Raw genomic sequence first — 17,734 nt, forward strand, 5'->3', positions numbered from 1 at the left:
TTTACCTTACTGGAGAAGATAGCATGGCAACACTGACAACCACACAAGCGACCCCTTCGTTGCTTGCCGGTGTGGTGATTATTGGCGGAACGGTGATTGGTGCGGGGATGTTTTCACTGCCAGTGGTCATGTCAGGCGCGTGGTTCTTTTGGTCGATAGCGGCCCTGGTGTTCACCTGGTTTTGTATGCTGCATTCCGGGCTAATGATTCTGGAAGCGAACCTCAATTACCGCATTGGTGCGAGCTTCGATACCATTACCAAAGATTTGCTGGGCAACGGCTGGAATGTGATTAACGGTCTCTCCATCGCTTTTGTGCTCTATATCCTGACCTACGCTTATATTTCAGCGAGCGGTTCTATTCTGCATCACACCTTTGCTGAGCTGTCGTTAAACGTCCCGCCTCGTATTGCAGGCCTTGGGTTTGCGCTGCTGGTCGCCTTTATCGTCTGGCTATCTACCCGCGCAGTGAGCCGGATGACGGCGATTGTGCTGGGGGCGAAAGTTATCACTTTTTTCCTCACCTTCGGCAGTTTGCTGGGGCATGTTCAACCCGCGACATTATTCAATGTGGCGGAAAGCAATGCGTCCTATACGCCGTACTTGCTGATGACACTGCCGTTTTGTCTGGCGTCGTTTGGTTACCACGGTAATGTGCCGAGCCTGATGAAGTTCTACGGTAAAGATCCGCGCACTATCGCGCGTTGCCTGGTATATGGCACGTTGCTGGCGCTGGCCCTGTATATGGTGTGGCTGCTGGGCACGATGGGGAATATTCCACGTCCGGAGTTTATCGGCATTGCCCAGAAGGGCGGCAATATTGATGTGCTGGTGCAGGCGTTAAGCGGCGTGCTGAACAGCCGCAGTCTGGATCTGCTGCTGGTGGTCTTCTCCAACTTTGCGGTGGCGAGTTCTTTCCTTGGCGTGACCCTGGGCCTGTTTGACTATCTGGCCGATCTGTTCGGTTTTGATGATTCGGCACAGGGGCGCTTTAAAACTGCGCTGCTGACGTTTCTGCCTCCGATTGTCGGTGGTTTGTTGTGGCCAAATGGCTTTCTCTACGCAATTGGCTATGCGGGGCTGGCGGCGACAATCTGGGCGGCAATTGTGCCAGCTTTACTGGCTAACGCATCGCGTAAACGCTTTGGCAGCCCGCGTTTTCGCGTCTGGGGCGGCAAGCCGATGATTGCGCTGATCCTTGTGTTTGGCGTGGGCAATGCGCTGGTGCATGTGCTGTCGAGCTTTGATCTTTTGCCGGTTTACCGTTAATGTTCCTGTCCCGGCTGGCGCTCTGCTTAGCCGGGCTACGGGTGGGGTAACCCGGATAAAGCACAGCGCGCTGCATCCGGGAAAAACCTAACCCAGCAGTTCCTCTTTCACCTGCATCGCCAAATCAAACGAATGCAAACGCGCCTGGTGATCAAAGATTTGTCCGTTAACCATAATCTCATCAGCCTGGGTTTCGCGCAGTACAGACTCCAGCCCGTGACGCACTTTCGCCTTATCGCCCACCAGTGACATCCCCAGCGCCTGCTGTACGCCATATTGCTCTGACGGCGACCAGAACTGATCCATATTTTGGATCGGTGGTGGCAACTGGCCGGTTTCCCCACGGCGCAATTTCACGAAAGCCTGCTGCATGGAGGTAAACAGGAATTCCGCATCGCGGTTACTGTCTGCCGCAACGATATTGATACACACCATGGCATACGGTTTTTCCTGTCGCGCGGAAGGCTTGAATTGGGTGCGATACAGATGCAACGCCTGGAACAGCATGTCCGGTGCAAAGTGCGAAGCAAACGCAAACGGCAGACCAAGCTGTGCCGCCAGTTGAGCACTATAAAGACTGGAACCGAGTAGCCATACCGGAATTTTCTCGCCATAACCCGGCACCGGGCGAACGTGCGGATTCGGGTCGTTGGCATCAAACCAGTCCACCAGTTCGGCAACATCGCGCGGGAAATTATCCACATCGCCGCTCATATGGCGACGCAGTGCCCGCATGGTTGGTTGATCGCTACCTGGCGCGCGCCCAAGACCCAGATCGATACGGCCCGGATAGAGCGTGTTAAGCGTACCGAATTGTTCGGCAATCACCAGCGGAGCATGGTTTGGCAGCATGACACCGCCGGAACCCAGATGCAGAGAGGTGGTATTGGCCGCCAGATAGCCAATCAAGACGGATGTCGCCGCACTGGCGATACCCACCATATTGTGGTGCTCAGCCAGCCAGAAGCGATGGTATCCGCGCTTTTCAGCAAGCCTTGCGAGATCAAGAGAATGGGCGAAGGCCTCTTTAGCAGAAGCGCCCTGTGGGATCGGTGCAAGATCCAACACCGAGAAGGCAATCGTTTTGTCGGTCATAACGGCTCACTTTGCTACAGCATAGTCATCAGATTGAAGGTCTTCTTCCAGCCTGGCGCATCCAGGATGCGTCGGCCAGAAAAGCTGCATCTTTAATAGTGCATTAAAATCTGATGACTGTTGTTAACAAAGTGAGCGGTTTTTTAAGCCTGGAGTTCCAGACCCGGCAGACGTCGCCAGTAGCCGTTACAGTCACTGTTTGCTGTCAGCGGCAAAGGCGCTTGTCCATTTTCATTGCCGCGAAAGGCGTCGAGCATGGCAAACGTCTCTTCCCCCATGGGTGACAACCGTACCATGTCCACGATACCCGCCATCGACTTGAGTTCATTGCCCAGGTTGTAGACGTAACCACTCATGGTCTGGATGCCATTAAGCACGAACACCTGCTGATTTTCCTGCGACAGCATACGGCGTCCATTTGGATATTTAATGCAGCAGGTTTCGCACTCATCTTTCGGCCTGTCTTCCGAGCGTGCGGTAAAGCAGCGCGCGGAATAGGCCAGCGGCAAATGCCCGTAACTCAGCACTTCCACTTCGAACTGATCGCGAATACCCAGCGTTTCGCACTGATCGAGCAAGTTAATGAGCCAGTCGCGCGAAAGTTCTACCGGCATGCACCAGCGCATCATTCCTTGCTTAAGCAGCAGACGCAGCGTAACGGCGTTGTAGCAGTTTAGCGCGTGTCCCGCGACGAAGGGCAATTTGCGCTCGGCACACAGGTTCACCACGCCGAGATCGCTGGCCTCCAGCAGGAAATCGCCGTTATCGACATAGCGTTTGAGTTCGTTAAGCTCTGACGAGGCTTGCACCAGCGCAAGAGTCGAGAGCACGACCTGTTTGCCGCTGTCGGCAAGTTGTTTCGCCATATCCAGCCAGTCGCCCACTTTAGTGGCGCGACGCTTGCTGCACACCGCTTCGCCAAGATAAATCACATCTGCGCTGCTGTTTGCGGCTTGCTGGTAAAACGCCTCTAACGTCTCTTTTGACCAGTACCAGAGCACGGGTCCGAGTGAATATTTCATCGTGTTTCCTACTGCCATTTGCGATGGTAAGCGCCAAGCGTGGTCTGCGTGCCTTCTGACATCGCACCCAGCGTGTTCATCCAGGCGGATTGCGGCACGAAGTTCTGCGGATCGGCAATGCAGCGGTCAATGGCCTGTCGCCAGACTTTGGCCACCTGACTCACATAGGCCGGGCTGCGCTGACGGCCCTCAATTTTCACCGAGGCAATATTGGCCGCCAGCAGTTCAGGCAATAATTCCAGCGTATTCAGGCTGGTGGGCTCTTCCAGCGCGTGGTAGCGCTCGCCATCGACCAGATAGCGGCCTTTACACAGCGTCGGATAGCCTGCGTTTTCACCATCCTGGTAGCGGTCGATCAGCACTTCATTGAGGCGTGATTCCAGCCCCTGCGGGGTTTGCTGCCAGCGCACAAAACGTGCCGGAGAGCAGGCGCCCACGGTATTTGGCGACTCACCCGTCAGGTAAGAGGAGAGATAGCAGCGCCCTTCAGCCATGATGCACAGGCTGCCAAAAGCAAAGACTTCCAGCGGCACAGGGGTGACGCGGGCTAACTGTTTAACCTGATGAATAGATAAAACGCGAGGCAGGACAACGCGGGCGACGTCAAAATGGCGATGATAGAAGCGAATGGCCTCTTCATTGGTTGCCGATGCCTGCACAGAAACATGGCGTTCGATATGGGGATAACGCGTTGCAGCATATTCCAGCATAGCCAGATCGGCGAGAATCAACGCATCCGCACCAATTTGCGCGGCCATATCCACAGCGCGCTCCCAGCGTTGATAACCATCAGGATGCGCGAAGGTGTTAATCGCGATATGCAGTTTGCGTCGGTGCTGATGCACAAAACTGACCGCTTCCTGCAGTTTCTTTTCTGTAAAATTGAGACCGGCAAAGTGGCGGGCGTTGGTATCATCTTTCAGGCCGATATAGACGGCGTCGGCACCGTTTTCGATGGCCGCTTTGAGTGCCGGAAGGTTTCCGGCAGGGCAGAGCAACTCCATAATTTATCCTGAAATCAGGGGCTGTATTGGCCCTGGCAACCCACGTGGGGCGCTAAATTGTTAATGAACTGGGATTTTAGTTAACCTGGTAGCGACAATTTTTGATTTGAGGCAGTTAATTGTGTATTGGTGACATCAATAATCGAGGCATTCTTCTTACGTAATTGTTGATTTACGCCGCCATGTCGTTTATCTGATATGGCAAAATAGAAGGAATTTTCATTTCAGGGAGTAATGCTCGTGTTGGAAAAACTGCGCTCACGTCTCGTTCACGTTGGCCCGTCTTTGTTGAGCGTGCCGGTTAAGCTGACGCCTTTCGCCATTAAACGGCAGGTTCTGGAGCAGGTCTTATGCTGGCAGTTCCAACAGGCGCTGGCAGACGGGGAGCTAGAGTTTCTTGAAGGCCGCTGGTTAAGTATCCAGGTTCGCGATATTGGCCTGACGTGGTATACCTCGGTTGAAAATTCACGATTAATCGTGCGTGAGTCTGCCGTGGCTGATGTCAGTTTCAGCGCAGATGCCAGCGACCTGTTGATGATCGCCGCGCGCAAACAGGATCCGGATACGCTGTTCTTTCAACGCCGACTGGTCATTGAAGGTGACACGGAGCTTGGGTTGTATGTGAAAAACCTGATGGACGCCATTGAGCTGGAGCAGATGCCGAAAGCACTTCGCATCATGCTACTGCAACTGGCGGATTTTGTTGAAGCCGGCCTGCAAGCGCCGGACTCAACGCCACAATCTTCTGTAGGTGAACCATGCTGATTCGAGTAGAAATTGGGATTGATGCACCGGGAATCGACGCGCTTTTGCGCCGCACTTTTGCGGATGAGCGCGAAGCGACGCTGGTGCACGATCTGCGCGAAGACGGCTTAATTACACTTGGGCTTGTCGCAACGGATGATGAAGGGCAGGTCATCGGTTATGTCGCATTCAGTCCGGTTGCCGTGCAGGGCGAAGATTTACAGTGGGTTGGCCTTGCGCCATTGGCCGTCGATGAGGCGTATCGTAGCCAGGGCCTTGCTCGCCAGTTGGTATACGAAGGGTTGGACTCACTCAATGAGTTTGGCTATGCCGCCGTGGTGACGCTGGGTAACCCTGACTTTTTCGGCCATCTGGGCTTTGAGCCTGCGGCGAAGTTCGGTCTGCATTGCCGTTGGCCGGATACCGAAAGCGCTTTCCAGCTCCACCCTTTGGCAGACGATGCGTTAAATCATGTGAAGGGGCTGGTGGAATACCACGAGCACTTTAATCGCTTCTAATCGGCTGCGGTAACCAGGCCTTCTAATAGCGCTTCAAAGATGCCATCTCCGGCAACGAGGCGCTCCTTCTGGCGTTTTGTCAGTTGCTTGATGCGATACTCCATACGCAGCGCCAGCGAGCGCTCTCCCACTGGCGCGGAGAATGCCAGCGTGAGTTCCCCCTTTCCCCGCAGTGCTTTTGCGCCTTTGCCGCTTTGATGCTGCATAAGGCGACGCGCCACATCGGTAGTAATACCGGTATAAAGGCTGTTGTCCGCCGTGCGGATGAGATAAAGAGACCAGAGCGTCATAACGTCATTCATTGTGCTAATGTGAAAGAAAAATAACACGAGGATGAAGAGAAATGGAAACTCTTGCGGCCATTAGTCGCTGGCTGGCGAAGCAGCATGTTGTGACCTGGTGTGTGGCCAACAGGGGGGAGTTGTGGTGTGCGAATGCCTTTTATATCTATGATCCGCAAAAAGTCGCATTTTATCTTCTGAGTGAGGACCATACGCGTCATTCGCAGATGACCGGCCTGCAGGCGAACATTGCCGGAACCGTGAATGGGCAACCAAAGACGGTCGCACTTATTCGCGGCGTGCAATTCACCGGGGAGATTCGGCGTCTTGAGGAGGCGGAAAGCGTCGGCCCGCGTGCGCAGTACAACCGACGCTTTCCTGTTGCCCGCGTTTTATCGGCGCCGATGTGGGAAATTCGCCTCACCGAGCTGAAATTCACCGATAACACGCTGGGTTTTGGTAAAAAGCTTCACTGGATACGTGACTCAGGCACCCAGCAGCCGTAATGCTTCGCGGTTAAACGCGGGGAGATCATCAGGCGTACGGCTGGTGACCAGTTGGTTATTATCAACCACCACTTCCTGGTCGTAGAATTCGCCTCCCGCGTTTTTCACATCCACCACGATCGGTTTCACCGCCGTCAGTTTTCTGCCGCGCAGAACATCGGCACTAATCAAAAGCTGCGGTCCGTGGCAAATCGCAAACACAGGTTTACCGCTGTTAATAAAATCGCGGGTAAAGGTGACGAAACGGTTGTCGCCACGCAGAGAGTCTGGCGAATGTCCGCCTGGCAGAAGCAGGGCATCGAAGTCGGCGGGCCGGACGTCATCAATCGCTTCGTCGATGGTCACGCTGGCATCGCCTTGCTTACCTTTCACTGTCTTACCCGCCTGCTTCTCTATCGTAACCACTTCGTGGCCTGCCTTACGAAACTCCTCTGCCGGAGACGTAAATTCTGAATCTTCAAATTCGTCGGTGATCAAGACTGCAATTTTCTTGCTCATGTATCCTCCGTTATTCAGCTCAGGCTGGTCATTTTCAACAATAATGACTATCAGGATTATTAAGCCTGGTTCAGGGCGATGACATTGCAAGGCAGACTATTCTGCAAAAGGAGAGGATATGAGTCGGGTATTGATAACGGGCGCAACCGGGTTGGTTGGCGGGATCTTACTGCGGATGCTGGCGAATGATGCTCGCGTTGATGCCATTGCAGCCCCCACGCGTCGGCCATTAGAACCGATCTCTGGTGTGTTCAATCCTCATGATCCCCAGTTAACCGATGCACTCGCCATGGTGACGGAGCCCGTTGATACTGTTTTTTGCTGCCTGGGAACGACACGACGTGAAGCGGGTAGCAAAGAGGCCTTTATACATGCCGATTACACACTGGTAGTCGACACGGCATTAACAGGGCTACGCCTGGGGGCACGGCACATGCTGGTGGTGAGTGCGTTGGGCGCTAATGCACGTTCGCCGTTTTTCTATAATCGGGTGAAAGGCGAGATGGAAAACGCGCTGATGGAGCAAGAGTGGGAGCGTTTGACCATTGCGCGCCCGTCGATGCTACTGGGGAACCGTGAAAAGCATCGTGTTAACGAGTCACTGTTTGCCCCGCTGTTTCGCATCATGCCGGGGAACTTGAAATCGATTGCTGCACAGGATGTGGCCAGCGCGATGCTGAAAGCGGCCTTTTCTCCTTCTTCGCAACGTGTGGAGATCCTCTCATCTGCCCGACTGCGCGCGATGGCAAGTGATTAATCATTTTCAAATAAATAGCCCAGGAGTACTATTCGCCGGGTAATTATTTCTGCATTTATCCCCCGGAGAATGGTATGACTGGTCAGTCTTCATCTCGGGCGGCGACACCGGTGCAATGGTGGAAACCCGCTCTCTTTTTTCTCGTCGTGATCGTGGGTCTCTGGTATGTGAAGTGGCAGCCCTATTACGGAAAAGCCTTCACCGCCGCTGAAACTCACAGTATTGGTAAATCTATTCTCGCTCAGGCCGATGCCAGCCCATTCCAGGCGGCTCTTGACTATGCCATGGTCTATTTTCTTGCCGTCTGGAAAGCGGCGGTGCTGGGGGTGTTGCTGGGTTCGTTAATTCAGGTGCTTATTCCGCGAAACTGGCTGATTCGTACTCTTGGGCAAAAGCGACTGAGCGGGACACTCTTTGGCACGCTGTTTTCCCTGCCGGGCATGATGTGCTCCTGCTGTGCAGCGCCCGTTGCGGCGGGAATGCGTCGTCAGCAGGTCTCGATGGGCGGCGCGCTGGCATTCTGGATGGGCAACCCGCTGCTTAACCCGGCAACCCTGGTTTTTATGGGTTTTGTGCTGGGCTGGCATTTTGTCGCTATGCGACTGATTGCCGGGTTAGTGATGGTTATTGGCGTGGCGACACTGGTGCAGTATCTGGTCAAGGATGATATCCAGCAGACGGCACCGGTCGATCTTTCGTTGCCGGAACCGGAAGGGCACTTTTTTGCCCGCTGGGGAAAGGCGCTGTGGGTTCTGTTCTGGAGCACAATCCCGGTTTATATCCTTGCCGTGCTGGTACTGGGCGCCGCCCGTGTCTGGCTGTTCCCGCATGCCGATGGTGCAATTGATAATTCCCTGATGTGGGTGGTTGCGATGGCGATAGCCGGTTGCCTGTTCGTGATCCCAACGGCGGCGGAGATTCCGATTGTCCAGACAATGATGCTGGCGGGGATGGGGACAGCCCCGGCAATGGCGCTACTGATGACGCTGCCTGCGGTCAGCCTGCCGTCGCTGATTATGCTGCGCAAATCCTTTCCGGCCAAAGCACTGTGGCTAACAGGGGGGCTGGTGGCATTAGGCGGGGTGATTACCGGAACGCTGGCATTGTTTTAACTGATTCTCCCCGGTGGTGCTATGCCCGCCGGGGAGAAGAGTCAACGCTATTTAATCATTGTAAATGCGGTGGTGACATGTTTCACACCGCTGACGCGGCTGGCGATATCCGCTGCGGCTCTGCCTTCACGATCGGTCACCAGGCCCAGCAAGAACACTTCGCCATTCTCAGTGGTGACTTTCACATTGGACGATTTCACCTGGTCGCTACTGAGCAGTTGCGTACGCACTTTTGAGGTGATCCAGGTATCGCTGGCGGCCGTTCCCATACCAATTGGCTGGCCCTGGCGAATTTCGTTGTAGACCTCTGTTGCACCGTCTACGCCCATGGCGATTTGCTTAGCACGTGACGAGAGATCGGTGGTTGGCGCCTGACCCACCAGCAGGACTTTTCCCTGATACGCCGTGACGTTTATGCGAGCCTGTTTTTTAATCTGTTCGTCTTTAGACAGCGCGCTGTTAACGCGAAGTTCAAGAGTACCGTCATCCACCTGAGTGCCAACCGTACGTGGATCGGTTGCCGCTTTGGTACCGACAGCAGCTGAACCGACCACCACTGCGCCTACACAGCCTTGTAGCAGCAGTGCGGAAATAAGGACTGCGAGGGGCGTAAATGCCTTCATATGTACTCCTTAATCATCCTGGTGAGGGAAAAGCGTGTTATCTATCAGATCGCATAAACAATTTACCGTCAGCATATGCATTTCCTGTATGCGTGCGCTGCGGTGGGAAGGAATACGTATCTCGACATCCTGCGGCCCCAACAATCCGGCCAGTTCACCACCGTCATACCCCGTAAGCGCCACGATACTCATGTCGCGCGTTACTGCGGCTTCAACGGCTTTAACAATATCGCGGCTGTTTCCACGCGTGGAAATCGCCAGCAATATGTCGCCTGCGTGTCCGAGTGCCCGAACCTGCTTGGCATAAATTTCGTCATGCAGACGATCGTTTGCGATTGCCGTTAAGACCACATTATCGGTATTAAGTGCAATGGCAGGTAAACTTGGGCGTTCCGTTTCAAAACGATTAATCATACTGGCAGCAAAATGCTGTGCGTTGGCGGCGGAAGTCCCATTGCCACAACAGAGGATTTTGTTGCCATTAAGCAGGGAATGGACCATGGTCATGGCCGCGCGTGAAATTGCGTCTGGCAGCGCTTCTGCCGCCGCAATCTGGGTTTGAATGCTTTCTGTAAAGCAAACTTTAATTCTATCGAGCACGGGTGATCCCTATCATTCAGTCATTATGAGTGGTCGTTAAAGGCGTTTTGTATCCACTCAACTTCATTTTCGGTGAAGGCTACCACATCGAACCGGCAATCCACAGTATCAAAACTCCCATTGTGCCGGGCCAGCCACAAACGGGCGGCATGCAGTAATTTACGTTGCTTGCTGGCGGTGACACTGGCCGCGGCGCCGCCGAAAAGTGACGACTTGCGATAGCGCACTTCCACAAACACCGTTGTCGACTTGTCCTGCATAATCAAGTCTATCTCACCGCCGCGCTCGCGCACGTTAGCGGCAAGAAAGCGCATTCCCTTGCGCTCAAGCCAGTGACGCGCCTGTAACTCCCACGCATCACCGGTCTGCTTACGGGTCAACTGGCGGGGACGATTTGCCCCTGCTGGTATTTGAGCCATGACAACTTCCTGTTAATCACGCATTCCTGAGTGGCGGTCAAATCGCCCGTGTTACCGTTAATTTCAAACCCTGGCACCTGACGCATTTGCGAGAAGTGGTTCGCCAGCGTCCAGGCATCCGCGCCCATCGCATACAGGCGCGCCAGGGAGTAGTCATTATTGGTATGCATCAACGCCTGTTGCATCAGTGCCGGGTTGCTACCAGCGAGCATCGGTATTTCGCTAAACTGCAACCCTTCCATCTCCAGACGGAAGTCCGGGCCTGAACCGCCCTGAGCGCTACGGGAGCTGGCATACAGAACAATGCCGCTCTGGCTACCGGTACGCATCGCAATCATCGGCTTGATAAGGGCGATTTCATCCTGTGTCGCGACGATATAGACAGAATCAATATTGCCGCCGCCGGTGATCTGCGCTTCAGTTGGCGGAGCCGGAATATTCAACCCGCCAATGGTTACGCCCTGCTGCTGCGGCAGACTGGCCGTGACAGGGCTACCCGTCATTGCAATACCGGAACCGCTGTTAATACCCATGCGTAATTCTGCCGTCGAGCCGAATTTTTGCTGCAGCACGATACCGCCGCCCAGTTTTTGCCACTCCTGGGCGAAAGCGCTGGCGACGCGATCGCCAAGTGAGCTACGCGGCAACAGCAACAGCGGCGTATGACGGCCTTGCTGGTGAATATGGCGTGCCGCATCGCGGGCTTCATCTTCCGGGGAGAGGGCGAAGTAACAGATATTCGGACGGTTTTCGACTTTCTCTGGCTGGTTTAACGCCAGCACGTTCAGCGGTGTCTGGCTACGCATTAGCTCTTCGACGTGATTTTTCAGCAATGGCCCAACAACAATGCTCGCACCATCTTTCTGTACCTGGCTCAACACCTGGTCAAGCGGCTGTGAGCTGGTGTCATAGACTTTCAGCACGGCGGTCGGATTGGCCGGGGTGCTGGCAACGGCAGGAGTATTCACCGGTTGTCCTGCCGGGGCGGCCGGATCGGTTTGTTCAGCAGGAGCCTGTGTGGTTTGCTCAGCAGGTGACGTTTGTTGCGTCTGGTCTGCCGGAGCCTGTACCGGCGGCGTTACCGGTGCGCTAGCCGCAGGCGCGGACTGCGGCGTGGTCAGGTCGCTGACATTGGTTTGGGCGGGGCTGACAACGTCTGCTGTGGTCGCCATTGTCGCGGCCTGGGCTACCTGAACAGGCACGGCCGGGCCAGAAACAGTAGTGGTGCCGTTTTTCGCCGCTTCAAAACCCTGCTGGATCGCGCGGCTAAAGACGGCTGCCTGGCCATTTAACGGCAGCAGCAACGCGATTTGATTGACCGATGCCGGACGGAAATTTTGTACATTCGCCAGTTGGCTCGGTAACAGAACCGCGCCAGGATTTTGCGGGAAGCGTTTCTGCCAGTCCGCAATACCCGCTTTTAGCATGTTCGGATCGTTGCGGTTATTGGACCATACGCGTTGTAAATCCAGCCATCCTTGCAGCACCGTTTCGTCCTGACTCACCTGAATGGCGTTGGCCTGATCGGGCGTCAGGGAAGAGAGCGTCTGCCAGGTCGCATCAATATTCTTTTGTTTGTCCTGTGCCGCAGTCAGCAGCGGTTGCTGTGCGATAAGGGCACGCAGCAGTGTCGGCGACGGTTTGTTCTGGCTTGCGGTGATCACATCCTGCCAGTAACGGGCTTGCTGATTTTGACTAAACCCTTTCAGATCGACCTTGCTCAGCAGTGCCTGCGCACCGGCGTAGTCTTGTTGCGTGAGTTTGAGCTCAGCACTCAGCAAGGTTTGCTCAGCGCGCTGCTCGTCATTCAACTCTTGAGGTAATTGGCCCAACAATTCACTGGCCTGCTGGGTTCTGCCTTCTTTCAGCAGTGCACGAATGGCGAGTAATTGCCAGTTGGTCTTGCTATCATCTGAGCTTTGCTGCATCTGGTGCAGATAAAAACCCGAATCAGCCTCAGCCTTGCCCTCCAGGTGCCCGGTGCTTTGATCGACCGGGTGTGTGCCGCAGCCTGCGAACAGCAGAGCGGCCAGCACGACAGGCAGGCAGCGCATGGCTTTCGAACGTAGAAATGTTGACGGTAGCATACTGTATCCAGTGATATTTTTTACGCAATGCTCAATATTAAATCGGCAATACGGATAGAACAATGAAACAACACGAATCTGCGGACAATTATCAGGGCCAGCTCTACATTGTCCCTACGCCCATCGGCAATTTGGGTGATATTACCCAGCGTGCGCTCACCGTATTGCAGGATGTCGATCTTATCGCTGCTGAGGACACGCGCCACACCGGACTGCTGCTTTCACATTTCGCCATTAACGCCCGTCTGTTTGCCCTGCACGACCATAATGAGCAACAAAAGGCCGACACGCTGGTGGCGAAGCTAAAAGAAGGGCAAAACATCGCGCTGGTCTCCGATGCTGGCACGCCGCTGATTAACGACCCTGGCTACCATCTTGTACGCACCTGCCGTGAAGCGGGCATCCGTGTCGTTCCACTGCCGGGGCCCTGTGCTGCAATAGCAGCATTAAGTGCGGCGGGGTTACCGTCCGATCGTTTTTGTTACGAGGGGTTTCTGCCCGCCAAATCGAAAGGGCGTCGCGACACCTTAAAATCGCTGGAGACAGAACCACGCACGCTGATTTTTTATGAGTCAACGCATCGCCTGCTGGAAAGCCTGGAGGATATCGTTGCCGTGCTGGGCGAAGCACGTTACGTGGTGCTGGCCCGAGAGCTGACCAAAACCTGGGAGTCGATTTATGGCGCACCGGTAGGGGAATTGCTGGCATGGGTGAAAGAGGACGAAAACCGCCGCAAAGGTGAGATGGTGCTGATTGTCGAAGGCCATAAGGCGCAGGAAGATGCCTTACCCGCCGATGCGCTGCGTACGCTGGCCCTGTTACAGGCTGAACTCCCTCTGAAAAAAGCCGCTGCGCTGGCTGCGGAAATCCACGGCGTGAAGAAAAACGCGCTCTATAAATACGCGCTGGAACAGCAGGGCGATGCCTAACCTTTCTGCCTGAGCATAACAGGTTATATCCAGGCGATTTCCTGTTTACGAACTCCGGGCTTTCGACCAAAACAGCCATGTGATTCATACCATGGCTGTTTTCGTTACGGTCATCGCAGTGGACGCGTTAAACAATCATCACGTCTTTACCCATCTTGTTCAGCGCTACTTTGTCCCTCTCGCTGATGCCCTCATCGGTAATCACGCAGTCGATTTTGTCCATCGGTAACACCTGATTAAACCCGCGGCGATTGAACTTGCTGGCGTCCAGTACCGCCACCACTTTATGTGCCGCAGCCGCCATCACGCCGCTAATCGAATAGCCTTCGTTGAACGTGGTGATGCCATTGGTGGTGTCAATGCCATCCGCCCCCACAAACATCAGGTCAGCGCTGATGCCCTGCAAAGAGCGCTCAGCGATGGTGCCGTGCATTGAATGCGTTTTATGGCGCACGGTGCCGCCGCAGACCACCAGCGTGATGTCTTTGTTGTCAGAGAGGGTAAACGCAGCAGGAAGGCTATTGGTGATGACGGTGATGTTGGATTTTTTCGCCAGCGCTTCGGCGATGAGCATTGTGGTACTTCCGCTATCCAGAATAACGGTCATCCCTTCTTCAATCATGCCGGTTGCCGCCTGGGCGATACGCTTTTTCGGATCGCTGGCAAGTTTATAGCGGTCTTCCAGCGTCACTTCCTGATTGTCGCTTTCCATCATATGCGTGCCTGGTTTAGCGGCACCGCCATGAAAACGGGTAACCAGACCTTTTTCTTCCAGTAAACGCAGGTCTGCGCGGATCGTCACCTCTGAAATACCAAAGGTATTCGAAAGATCGATAACCAGTACGCTTCCCTGGGCGTTAACCAGATCGACGATTTTGTTCCTTCGTTCAAATGAGTTCATGTTGATTTGCCTGAGAATTAACTCTGGATAGTGTAATCGAAGGATTGTGAAAGTTGAACGCTAACTTTCGAAAGTAAATGTGAGCCAGCTCAGGTTGCTGGCTCCTGCATTTAATCCAGCTTCAGTAGGATTTTTCCCTGCATTGGCGTGCCGTTTAATGCCTGAACGGCCTGGGCATAGCTCTCTGGTCCACCTCGATGGGCGATAAGGGGTTCCAGTGTAAGGCGTTTTTCCGTAAGCAGGCGGGTGGCGGTCACCCACTCTTCCCCCGGCCACGGGCCGGAGTAATTCATCCAACTCCCCAGAATTGTTAGCTCCTTACGCAGAATTTGTCCGAAGACGGTTGCGGTCAGCGTCAGGTCATTATGCAGCGTGCCGACCAGTGCCAGTTGGGCACGTGGACCGGCAATCTCAATGGCCAGTGAAACGGTTTGTGGAGCGCCTGCGGTCTCCAGAATAAGCTGGTCAAAGCGGTTGTCGGTCAGATTTTCGAGAATTTGCGCGGCGCTCAGTTCGCGGCTATTAAAGGCGTGCGTCGCCCCGAGGCTTTTTGCCAGCGCTAATTTGTCCGGGTTGATGTCAATTGCCGTTACGCTTTTCGCCCCCAGCGCCAGTGCGCACTGCATGGCCAGCAGACCAATCGTCCCGGCACCGACAATTACCACGTTTTTATCGGCACACCCGCCCGCCAGATGAAACGCGTGCAGACCGACCGTGATAGGTTCGATAAAAGCGCCATCCTCAATGGCCATTTTTTCTGGCAGACGAATCAGATTTGCCCGTCTGACCACAACGTACTCCGCATTGCCGCCGTCGCTCCGTGACCCGACAAACTGGTAGCGTTTGCACAAAGAAAAGTACTGCTTGCGGCATTCCGGGCAGTCAAAGCAGGGAAGGAGTGGCACGCAGGCTACCGCGTCGCCCGTTGCGAGGTCGGTAACGCTTTTCCCCATTTCTTGGATATAGCCGCTGAATTCATGCCCCAGGGTAATAGGGTAAAAATGGGCTCCTTTTGCGAAAATCCGCGGGATATCAGAACCGCATAACCCGGAACTGACTACTCTGACTTTGACGTCATCGTCATGCTTTAACTGAGGTTCAGGACGTTCTTCAACGCAGATGTTCCCCTCAGCGTGAATAACCACTGATTTCATAACTCTCTCCAGGAATGAAAAGGGGAGCGGTGGCTCCCCTGAATATCAAGATGTGACGTGCGTTTGTTGTATCGCGGCGGCGGCCTTTTCCGCGGCTGCGAAGTTGCGCGCTCTGCGCCAGGTGAGCAGTACGCCGGCGAGATAAATCACACCAATGACGGTGAAGCCGACGATGTTCTGCCAGGTGAGGAGCTGAATAAGCAGCCAGGTTATTGGAGAACCGCCCTGGTCCATTGAGGCAACCATCCCTCCGGCTTTCAGCGCGCCTGCATTCGCAGCAAGCTGTGTATGGAAGCCAATAGTTTGGGTGGCAATCCACAGGGTGATGCCCATGATAATTGTCCCGGAAATCAGCGTGCGGAACAGATTCCCCTGATGCACGGCAACCGCCATCGCCACAAAGAAACCGATCGTTGCCAGGTCACCGAACGGCAACACCTGATTGCCCGGCACCAGCACTGCGATGAGGATCGTCAGCGGAATAAAGATCAAGCTGGCAGAGACAACCGATGTATGGCCCAGCAGCAGTGCCGGATCGAGACCGATCAGGAACTCCTGGCTACCAAATTTAGCCTGCAGACGTTTACGGGCATGTTTTGCAATCGGCGTCAGACCGTCCATGATGGGCTTAATGACACGTGGCATCAGCAGCATAACGGCGGCTGTTTTGACGGCCAGTTGCAGTACGCCTTTAGCGTCATAGCCTGCCAGCAGGCCGATAACAATACCCATAACAAAGCCGACGGTTACCGGTTCACCAAACGGACCAAAGCGTTTCTGGATATCATCCGCGCTAAAGTGAACGCGGTTGAGTCCGGGGATTTTCTCAATGATAGTGTCGACCAGCACGGCAATCGGGCCGAGATAAGCTGAGCTGCCGTGTGGGATGGCGATACCCTCAAGGCCGAAGAAATCGCGGGTATCCTTCGCAAACCAGTCCCCCAGTTTGTAGACGAAGGCGGCATGCACGACGACACCCAAAATCCCGATCCAGTAGGAACCCGTTGCGATATGCAGCATCGCGCCGGTAAAAGTCATATGCCAGATATTCCAGATATCAACGTTCACCACGCGGGTCATCCTGGTGACCAGCATCAGTACGTTCACGGCAATCGCGACAGGAATAGCAATGAGCGCAATCTGCGAGGCCCAGGTCATTGGGGATGAGCCAGGCCAGCCGACATCAATGACATGCAGATTTATTTGAAACTGTTCTGCCATGGCTTTTGCCGCCGGACCAATAGAGTCCAGCATCAGGCCAATAACCAGCCCGATGCCAACAAAACCAATCCCGATATGCAGACCGGATTTAAAGCAGTCCCCGAGCTTCATCCCCAATAATTTTGAGAAGATGATGATCACCACCGGCAGCATGACGGTGGGGCCCAGGTCGAGGATATAGCGCATGATTTCGCTAAACATGGCTTCACCCCACAAGAATGGTCAGGATTTTTTGCTGGAGTGCCTCAATGCCGACACCAGAAATGAACGGCATACCGTGTACCACCGGAATATCGCCGAAGGTACGATCCACTTTTGCCGTTGTGCAGATAAGATCGACGCCATCCATATAGGTTTCGATCTCATTAACTCTGCACTGCACCAGTTCGACGCTGATGTTATTCGCTTCGCAGAGTTCTTTGATCTCTTCTGCCGCCATTGTGGAGGTGGCGACCGCGCCGCCGCAGGCGACGATGATTTTACGTTTCATAGGGTACTCCTTTTATTATCAGTATCTTATGAAGCCTGTTCGCAATTCTCAGGCTCAAGGATCGTTTCCCGAAAAAGCGTTGCCAGGCGATCGGAAGGCGTCGTCATCAACGCCTCAAGTGCATTCGGGTTTTGTAGCTCACTAAAAAGGCGGCGCAGGAGTTTAAGCTGTGCCGCAGGGTTCTCAACAATCAGTGCGATGATCAGCGAAACTGCAATGTCGCCGTCATCATCAGCCTGTTGAAAATTCACTGGTTTATCCGGTCGAATAAGATAAATTGCCGCTGACTTTGCATGAGTCGCCTCGCAGTGCGGGATTGCAACGGCATGGCGTTCAAGGGCGATCCCTGTCGGGTAAATCGCTTCACGTTCCAGCAATGCCGCAGGATAAGAATCATGCACGACGCCTTTCGCCAGCATCTCTTCACCTATGTGTGTCAACGCCTGCTGACACGAGCTAAATTCAATTCCGGTTCGGACAAATAGTTGACTCATACATTCTCCAG

The 17,734-nt window shown here is 54.3% G+C and carries 21 protein-coding genes; 7 read left to right on the forward strand and 14 right to left on the reverse strand.

Annotation, left to right across the window (positions count from 1 at the left end; genetic code table 11):
* Window positions 1–23: 23 nt before the first annotated feature.
* A complete protein-coding gene (gene mtr, locus C5523_RS03190; RefSeq protein ID WP_108700571.1) occupies window positions 24–1,268 on the forward strand; it encodes a tryptophan permease in 1,245 nt (414 codons plus the stop codon).
* An 87-nt stretch (window positions 1,269–1,355) separates the two neighbouring features.
* On the opposite strand, the gene C5523_RS03195 is transcribed toward mtr, so the two are convergent.
* From C5523_RS03195 to C5523_RS03205, 3 genes are all read right to left on the reverse strand, one after another.
* Window positions 1,356–2,363, reverse strand: coding sequence for a luciferase-like monooxygenase (locus C5523_RS03195; protein ID WP_108700572.1), 1,008 nt, complete (start codon window positions 2,361–2,363; stop codon window positions 1,356–1,358).
* Window positions 2,364–2,506: 143 nt separating this feature from the next.
* Entirely contained in the window at window positions 2,507–3,385 is an 879-nt protein-coding gene (locus C5523_RS03200; protein WP_155525383.1) for a U32 family peptidase, read from the reverse strand.
* 8 nt (window positions 3,386–3,393) lie between these two features.
* Complete coding sequence (locus tag C5523_RS03205) at window positions 3,394–4,389, reverse strand: peptidase U32 family protein (protein ID WP_039077487.1); 996 nt, start codon at window positions 4,387–4,389, stop codon at window positions 3,394–3,396.
* Window positions 4,390–4,629: 240 nt separating this feature from the next.
* Here C5523_RS03205 and C5523_RS03210 point away from each other — a divergent pair, with 240 nt between their 5' ends.
* On the forward strand, window positions 4,630–5,154 hold the full coding sequence (locus tag C5523_RS03210) for an SCP2 domain-containing protein (RefSeq protein WP_108702279.1): 525 nt from the start codon (window positions 4,630–4,632) through the stop codon (window positions 5,152–5,154).
* Window positions 5,148–5,651 carry a GNAT family N-acetyltransferase gene (locus C5523_RS03215; RefSeq protein WP_039077488.1) on the forward strand — a complete coding sequence of 168 codons (504 nt, stop codon included), beginning with the start codon at window positions 5,148–5,150 and terminating at the stop codon, window positions 5,649–5,651. Before C5523_RS03210 ends, C5523_RS03215 begins: the two co-directional genes overlap by 7 nt.
* On the opposite strand, the gene C5523_RS03220 is transcribed toward C5523_RS03215, so the two are convergent.
* Window positions 5,648–5,941 carry a GIY-YIG nuclease family protein gene (locus C5523_RS03220; protein WP_071194450.1) on the reverse strand — a complete coding sequence of 98 codons (294 nt, stop codon included), beginning with the start codon at window positions 5,939–5,941 and terminating at the stop codon, window positions 5,648–5,650. The genes C5523_RS03215 and C5523_RS03220 overlap by 4 nt on opposite strands.
* 53 nt (window positions 5,942–5,994) lie before the next feature.
* On the opposite strand from C5523_RS03220, the gene C5523_RS03225 reads away from it, so the two are divergent.
* Complete coding sequence (locus C5523_RS03225; RefSeq protein WP_071194451.1) at window positions 5,995–6,438, forward strand: YhbP family protein; 444 nt, start codon at window positions 5,995–5,997, stop codon at window positions 6,436–6,438.
* Here the strand turns inward: C5523_RS03225 and C5523_RS03230 are convergent.
* Window positions 6,418–6,936, reverse strand: a complete 519-nt coding sequence (locus C5523_RS03230) for a type 1 glutamine amidotransferase domain-containing protein (protein WP_039077491.1) — start codon at window positions 6,934–6,936, stop codon at window positions 6,418–6,420. The genes C5523_RS03225 and C5523_RS03230 overlap by 21 nt on opposite strands.
* Window positions 6,937–7,054: 118 nt before the next feature.
* Between C5523_RS03230 and C5523_RS03235 the strand changes: the two genes are divergently transcribed.
* Both C5523_RS03235 and C5523_RS03240 read left to right on the forward strand, forming a co-directional pair.
* Entirely contained in the window at window positions 7,055–7,693 is a 639-nt protein-coding gene (locus tag C5523_RS03235; protein ID WP_071194452.1) for an NAD(P)H-binding protein, read from the forward strand.
* Window positions 7,694–7,767: 74 nt separating this feature from the next.
* On the forward strand, window positions 7,768–8,805 hold the full coding sequence (locus C5523_RS03240; RefSeq protein ID WP_107223807.1) for a permease: 1,038 nt from the start codon (window positions 7,768–7,770) through the stop codon (window positions 8,803–8,805).
* Window positions 8,806–8,852: 47 nt separating this feature from the next.
* Here the strand turns inward: C5523_RS03240 and dolP are convergent, their stop codons facing one another.
* From dolP to C5523_RS03260, 4 genes are read right to left on the reverse strand one after another with little or no spacing between them, the layout of a single operon-like run.
* Window positions 8,853–9,428: a division/outer membrane stress-associated lipid-binding lipoprotein gene (gene dolP, locus C5523_RS03245; RefSeq protein ID WP_039077494.1), complete on the reverse strand. Its 576-nt coding sequence runs from the start codon at window positions 9,426–9,428 to the stop codon at window positions 8,853–8,855.
* 9 nt (window positions 9,429–9,437) lie between these two features.
* Window positions 9,438–10,028, reverse strand: a complete 591-nt coding sequence (gene diaA / locus C5523_RS03250; protein WP_039077495.1) for a DnaA initiator-associating protein DiaA — start codon at window positions 10,026–10,028, stop codon at window positions 9,438–9,440.
* A 23-nt stretch (window positions 10,029–10,051) separates the two neighbouring features.
* Window positions 10,052–10,447, reverse strand: coding sequence for a YraN family protein (locus tag C5523_RS03255; protein WP_079497065.1), 396 nt, complete (start codon window positions 10,445–10,447; stop codon window positions 10,052–10,054).
* The gene (locus tag C5523_RS03260; RefSeq protein WP_108700574.1) at window positions 10,405–12,534 is read right to left on the reverse strand and encodes a penicillin-binding protein activator; all 2,130 of its coding nucleotides are present in this window, start codon (window positions 12,532–12,534) and stop codon (window positions 10,405–10,407) included. Before C5523_RS03260 ends, C5523_RS03255 begins: the two co-directional genes overlap by 43 nt.
* A gap of 62 nt (window positions 12,535–12,596) precedes the next feature.
* Between C5523_RS03260 and rsmI the strand changes: the two genes are divergently transcribed.
* Window positions 12,597–13,463, forward strand: coding sequence for a 16S rRNA (cytidine(1402)-2'-O)-methyltransferase (gene rsmI, locus C5523_RS03265; RefSeq protein ID WP_039077498.1), 867 nt, complete (start codon window positions 12,597–12,599; stop codon window positions 13,461–13,463).
* A 127-nt stretch (window positions 13,464–13,590) separates the two neighbouring features.
* Here rsmI and C5523_RS03270 read toward each other — a convergent pair whose 3' ends face one another.
* The 5 genes from C5523_RS03270 to gatA all read right to left on the reverse strand — a co-directional run bounded on the left by C5523_RS03270 (window position 13,591) and on the right by gatA (window position 17,723).
* Window positions 13,591–14,364 (reverse strand): DeoR/GlpR family DNA-binding transcription regulator, encoded by a 774-nt coding sequence (locus C5523_RS03270; protein ID WP_108700575.1) that lies wholly within the window; start codon window positions 14,362–14,364, stop codon window positions 13,591–13,593.
* 110 nt (window positions 14,365–14,474) lie between these two features.
* Entirely contained in the window at window positions 14,475–15,518 is a 1,044-nt protein-coding gene (gene gatD, locus C5523_RS03275; RefSeq protein WP_107223810.1) for a galactitol-1-phosphate 5-dehydrogenase, read from the reverse strand.
* Between the two features lie 45 nt (window positions 15,519–15,563).
* Window positions 15,564–16,940: a galactitol-specific PTS transporter subunit IIC gene (locus C5523_RS03280; RefSeq protein ID WP_107223811.1), complete on the reverse strand. Its 1,377-nt coding sequence runs from the start codon at window positions 16,938–16,940 to the stop codon at window positions 15,564–15,566.
* Window positions 16,941–16,944: 4 nt separating this feature from the next.
* Window positions 16,945–17,229 carry a PTS galactitol transporter subunit IIB gene (gene gatB, locus C5523_RS03285; RefSeq protein WP_039077502.1) on the reverse strand — a complete coding sequence of 95 codons (285 nt, stop codon included), beginning with the start codon at window positions 17,227–17,229 and terminating at the stop codon, window positions 16,945–16,947.
* Between the two features lie 26 nt (window positions 17,230–17,255).
* Window positions 17,256–17,723 carry a PTS galactitol transporter subunit IIA gene (gene gatA / locus C5523_RS03290; protein ID WP_107223813.1) on the reverse strand — a complete coding sequence of 156 codons (468 nt, stop codon included), beginning with the start codon at window positions 17,721–17,723 and terminating at the stop codon, window positions 17,256–17,258.
* Window positions 17,724–17,734 lie beyond the last annotated feature (11 nt).

This window comes from Phytobacter sp. SCO41, assembly GCF_003073275.1.
In the GTDB taxonomy this organism is placed as follows: domain Bacteria; phylum Pseudomonadota; class Gammaproteobacteria; order Enterobacterales; family Enterobacteriaceae; genus Phytobacter; species Phytobacter diazotrophicus.

Coding starts and splice junctions, on each gene's coding strand:
- mtr (WP_108700571.1), top strand. CDS start 24: ATGGCAACACTGACAACCACACAAGCGACCCCTTCGTTGCTTGCCGGT.
- C5523_RS03195 (WP_108700572.1), bottom strand. CDS start 2,363: ATGACCGACAAAACGATTGCCTTCTCGGTGTTGGATCTTGCACCGATC.
- C5523_RS03200 (WP_155525383.1), bottom strand. CDS start 3,385: ATGAAATATTCACTCGGACCCGTGCTCTGGTACTGGTCAAAAGAGACG.
- C5523_RS03205 (WP_039077487.1), bottom strand. CDS start 4,389: ATGGAGTTGCTCTGCCCTGCCGGAAACCTTCCGGCACTCAAAGCGGCC.
- C5523_RS03215 (WP_039077488.1), top strand. CDS start 5,148: ATGCTGATTCGAGTAGAAATTGGGATTGATGCACCGGGAATCGACGCG.
- C5523_RS03220 (WP_071194450.1), bottom strand. CDS start 5,941: ATGACGCTCTGGTCTCTTTATCTCATCCGCACGGCGGACAACAGCCTT.
- C5523_RS03225 (WP_071194451.1), top strand. CDS start 5,995: ATGGAAACTCTTGCGGCCATTAGTCGCTGGCTGGCGAAGCAGCATGTT.
- C5523_RS03230 (WP_039077491.1), bottom strand. CDS start 6,936: ATGAGCAAGAAAATTGCAGTCTTGATCACCGACGAATTTGAAGATTCA.
- C5523_RS03235 (WP_071194452.1), top strand. CDS start 7,055: ATGAGTCGGGTATTGATAACGGGCGCAACCGGGTTGGTTGGCGGGATC.
- C5523_RS03240 (WP_107223807.1), top strand. CDS start 7,768: ATGACTGGTCAGTCTTCATCTCGGGCGGCGACACCGGTGCAATGGTGG.
- dolP (WP_039077494.1), bottom strand. CDS start 9,428: ATGAAGGCATTTACGCCCCTCGCAGTCCTTATTTCCGCACTGCTGCTA.
- C5523_RS03255 (WP_079497065.1), bottom strand. CDS start 10,447: ATGGCTCAAATACCAGCAGGGGCAAATCGTCCCCGCCAGTTGACCCGT.
- C5523_RS03260 (WP_108700574.1), bottom strand. CDS start 12,534: ATGCTACCGTCAACATTTCTACGTTCGAAAGCCATGCGCTGCCTGCCT.
- rsmI (WP_039077498.1), top strand. CDS start 12,597: ATGAAACAACACGAATCTGCGGACAATTATCAGGGCCAGCTCTACATT.
- C5523_RS03270 (WP_108700575.1), bottom strand. CDS start 14,364: ATGAACTCATTTGAACGAAGGAACAAAATCGTCGATCTGGTTAACGCC.
- gatD (WP_107223810.1), bottom strand. CDS start 15,518: ATGAAATCAGTGGTTATTCACGCTGAGGGGAACATCTGCGTTGAAGAA.
- C5523_RS03280 (WP_107223811.1), bottom strand. CDS start 16,940: ATGTTTAGCGAAATCATGCGCTATATCCTCGACCTGGGCCCCACCGTC.
- gatB (WP_039077502.1), bottom strand. CDS start 17,229: ATGAAACGTAAAATCATCGTCGCCTGCGGCGGCGCGGTCGCCACCTCC.
- gatA (WP_107223813.1), bottom strand. CDS start 17,723: ATGAGTCAACTATTTGTCCGAACCGGAATTGAATTTAGCTCGTGTCAG.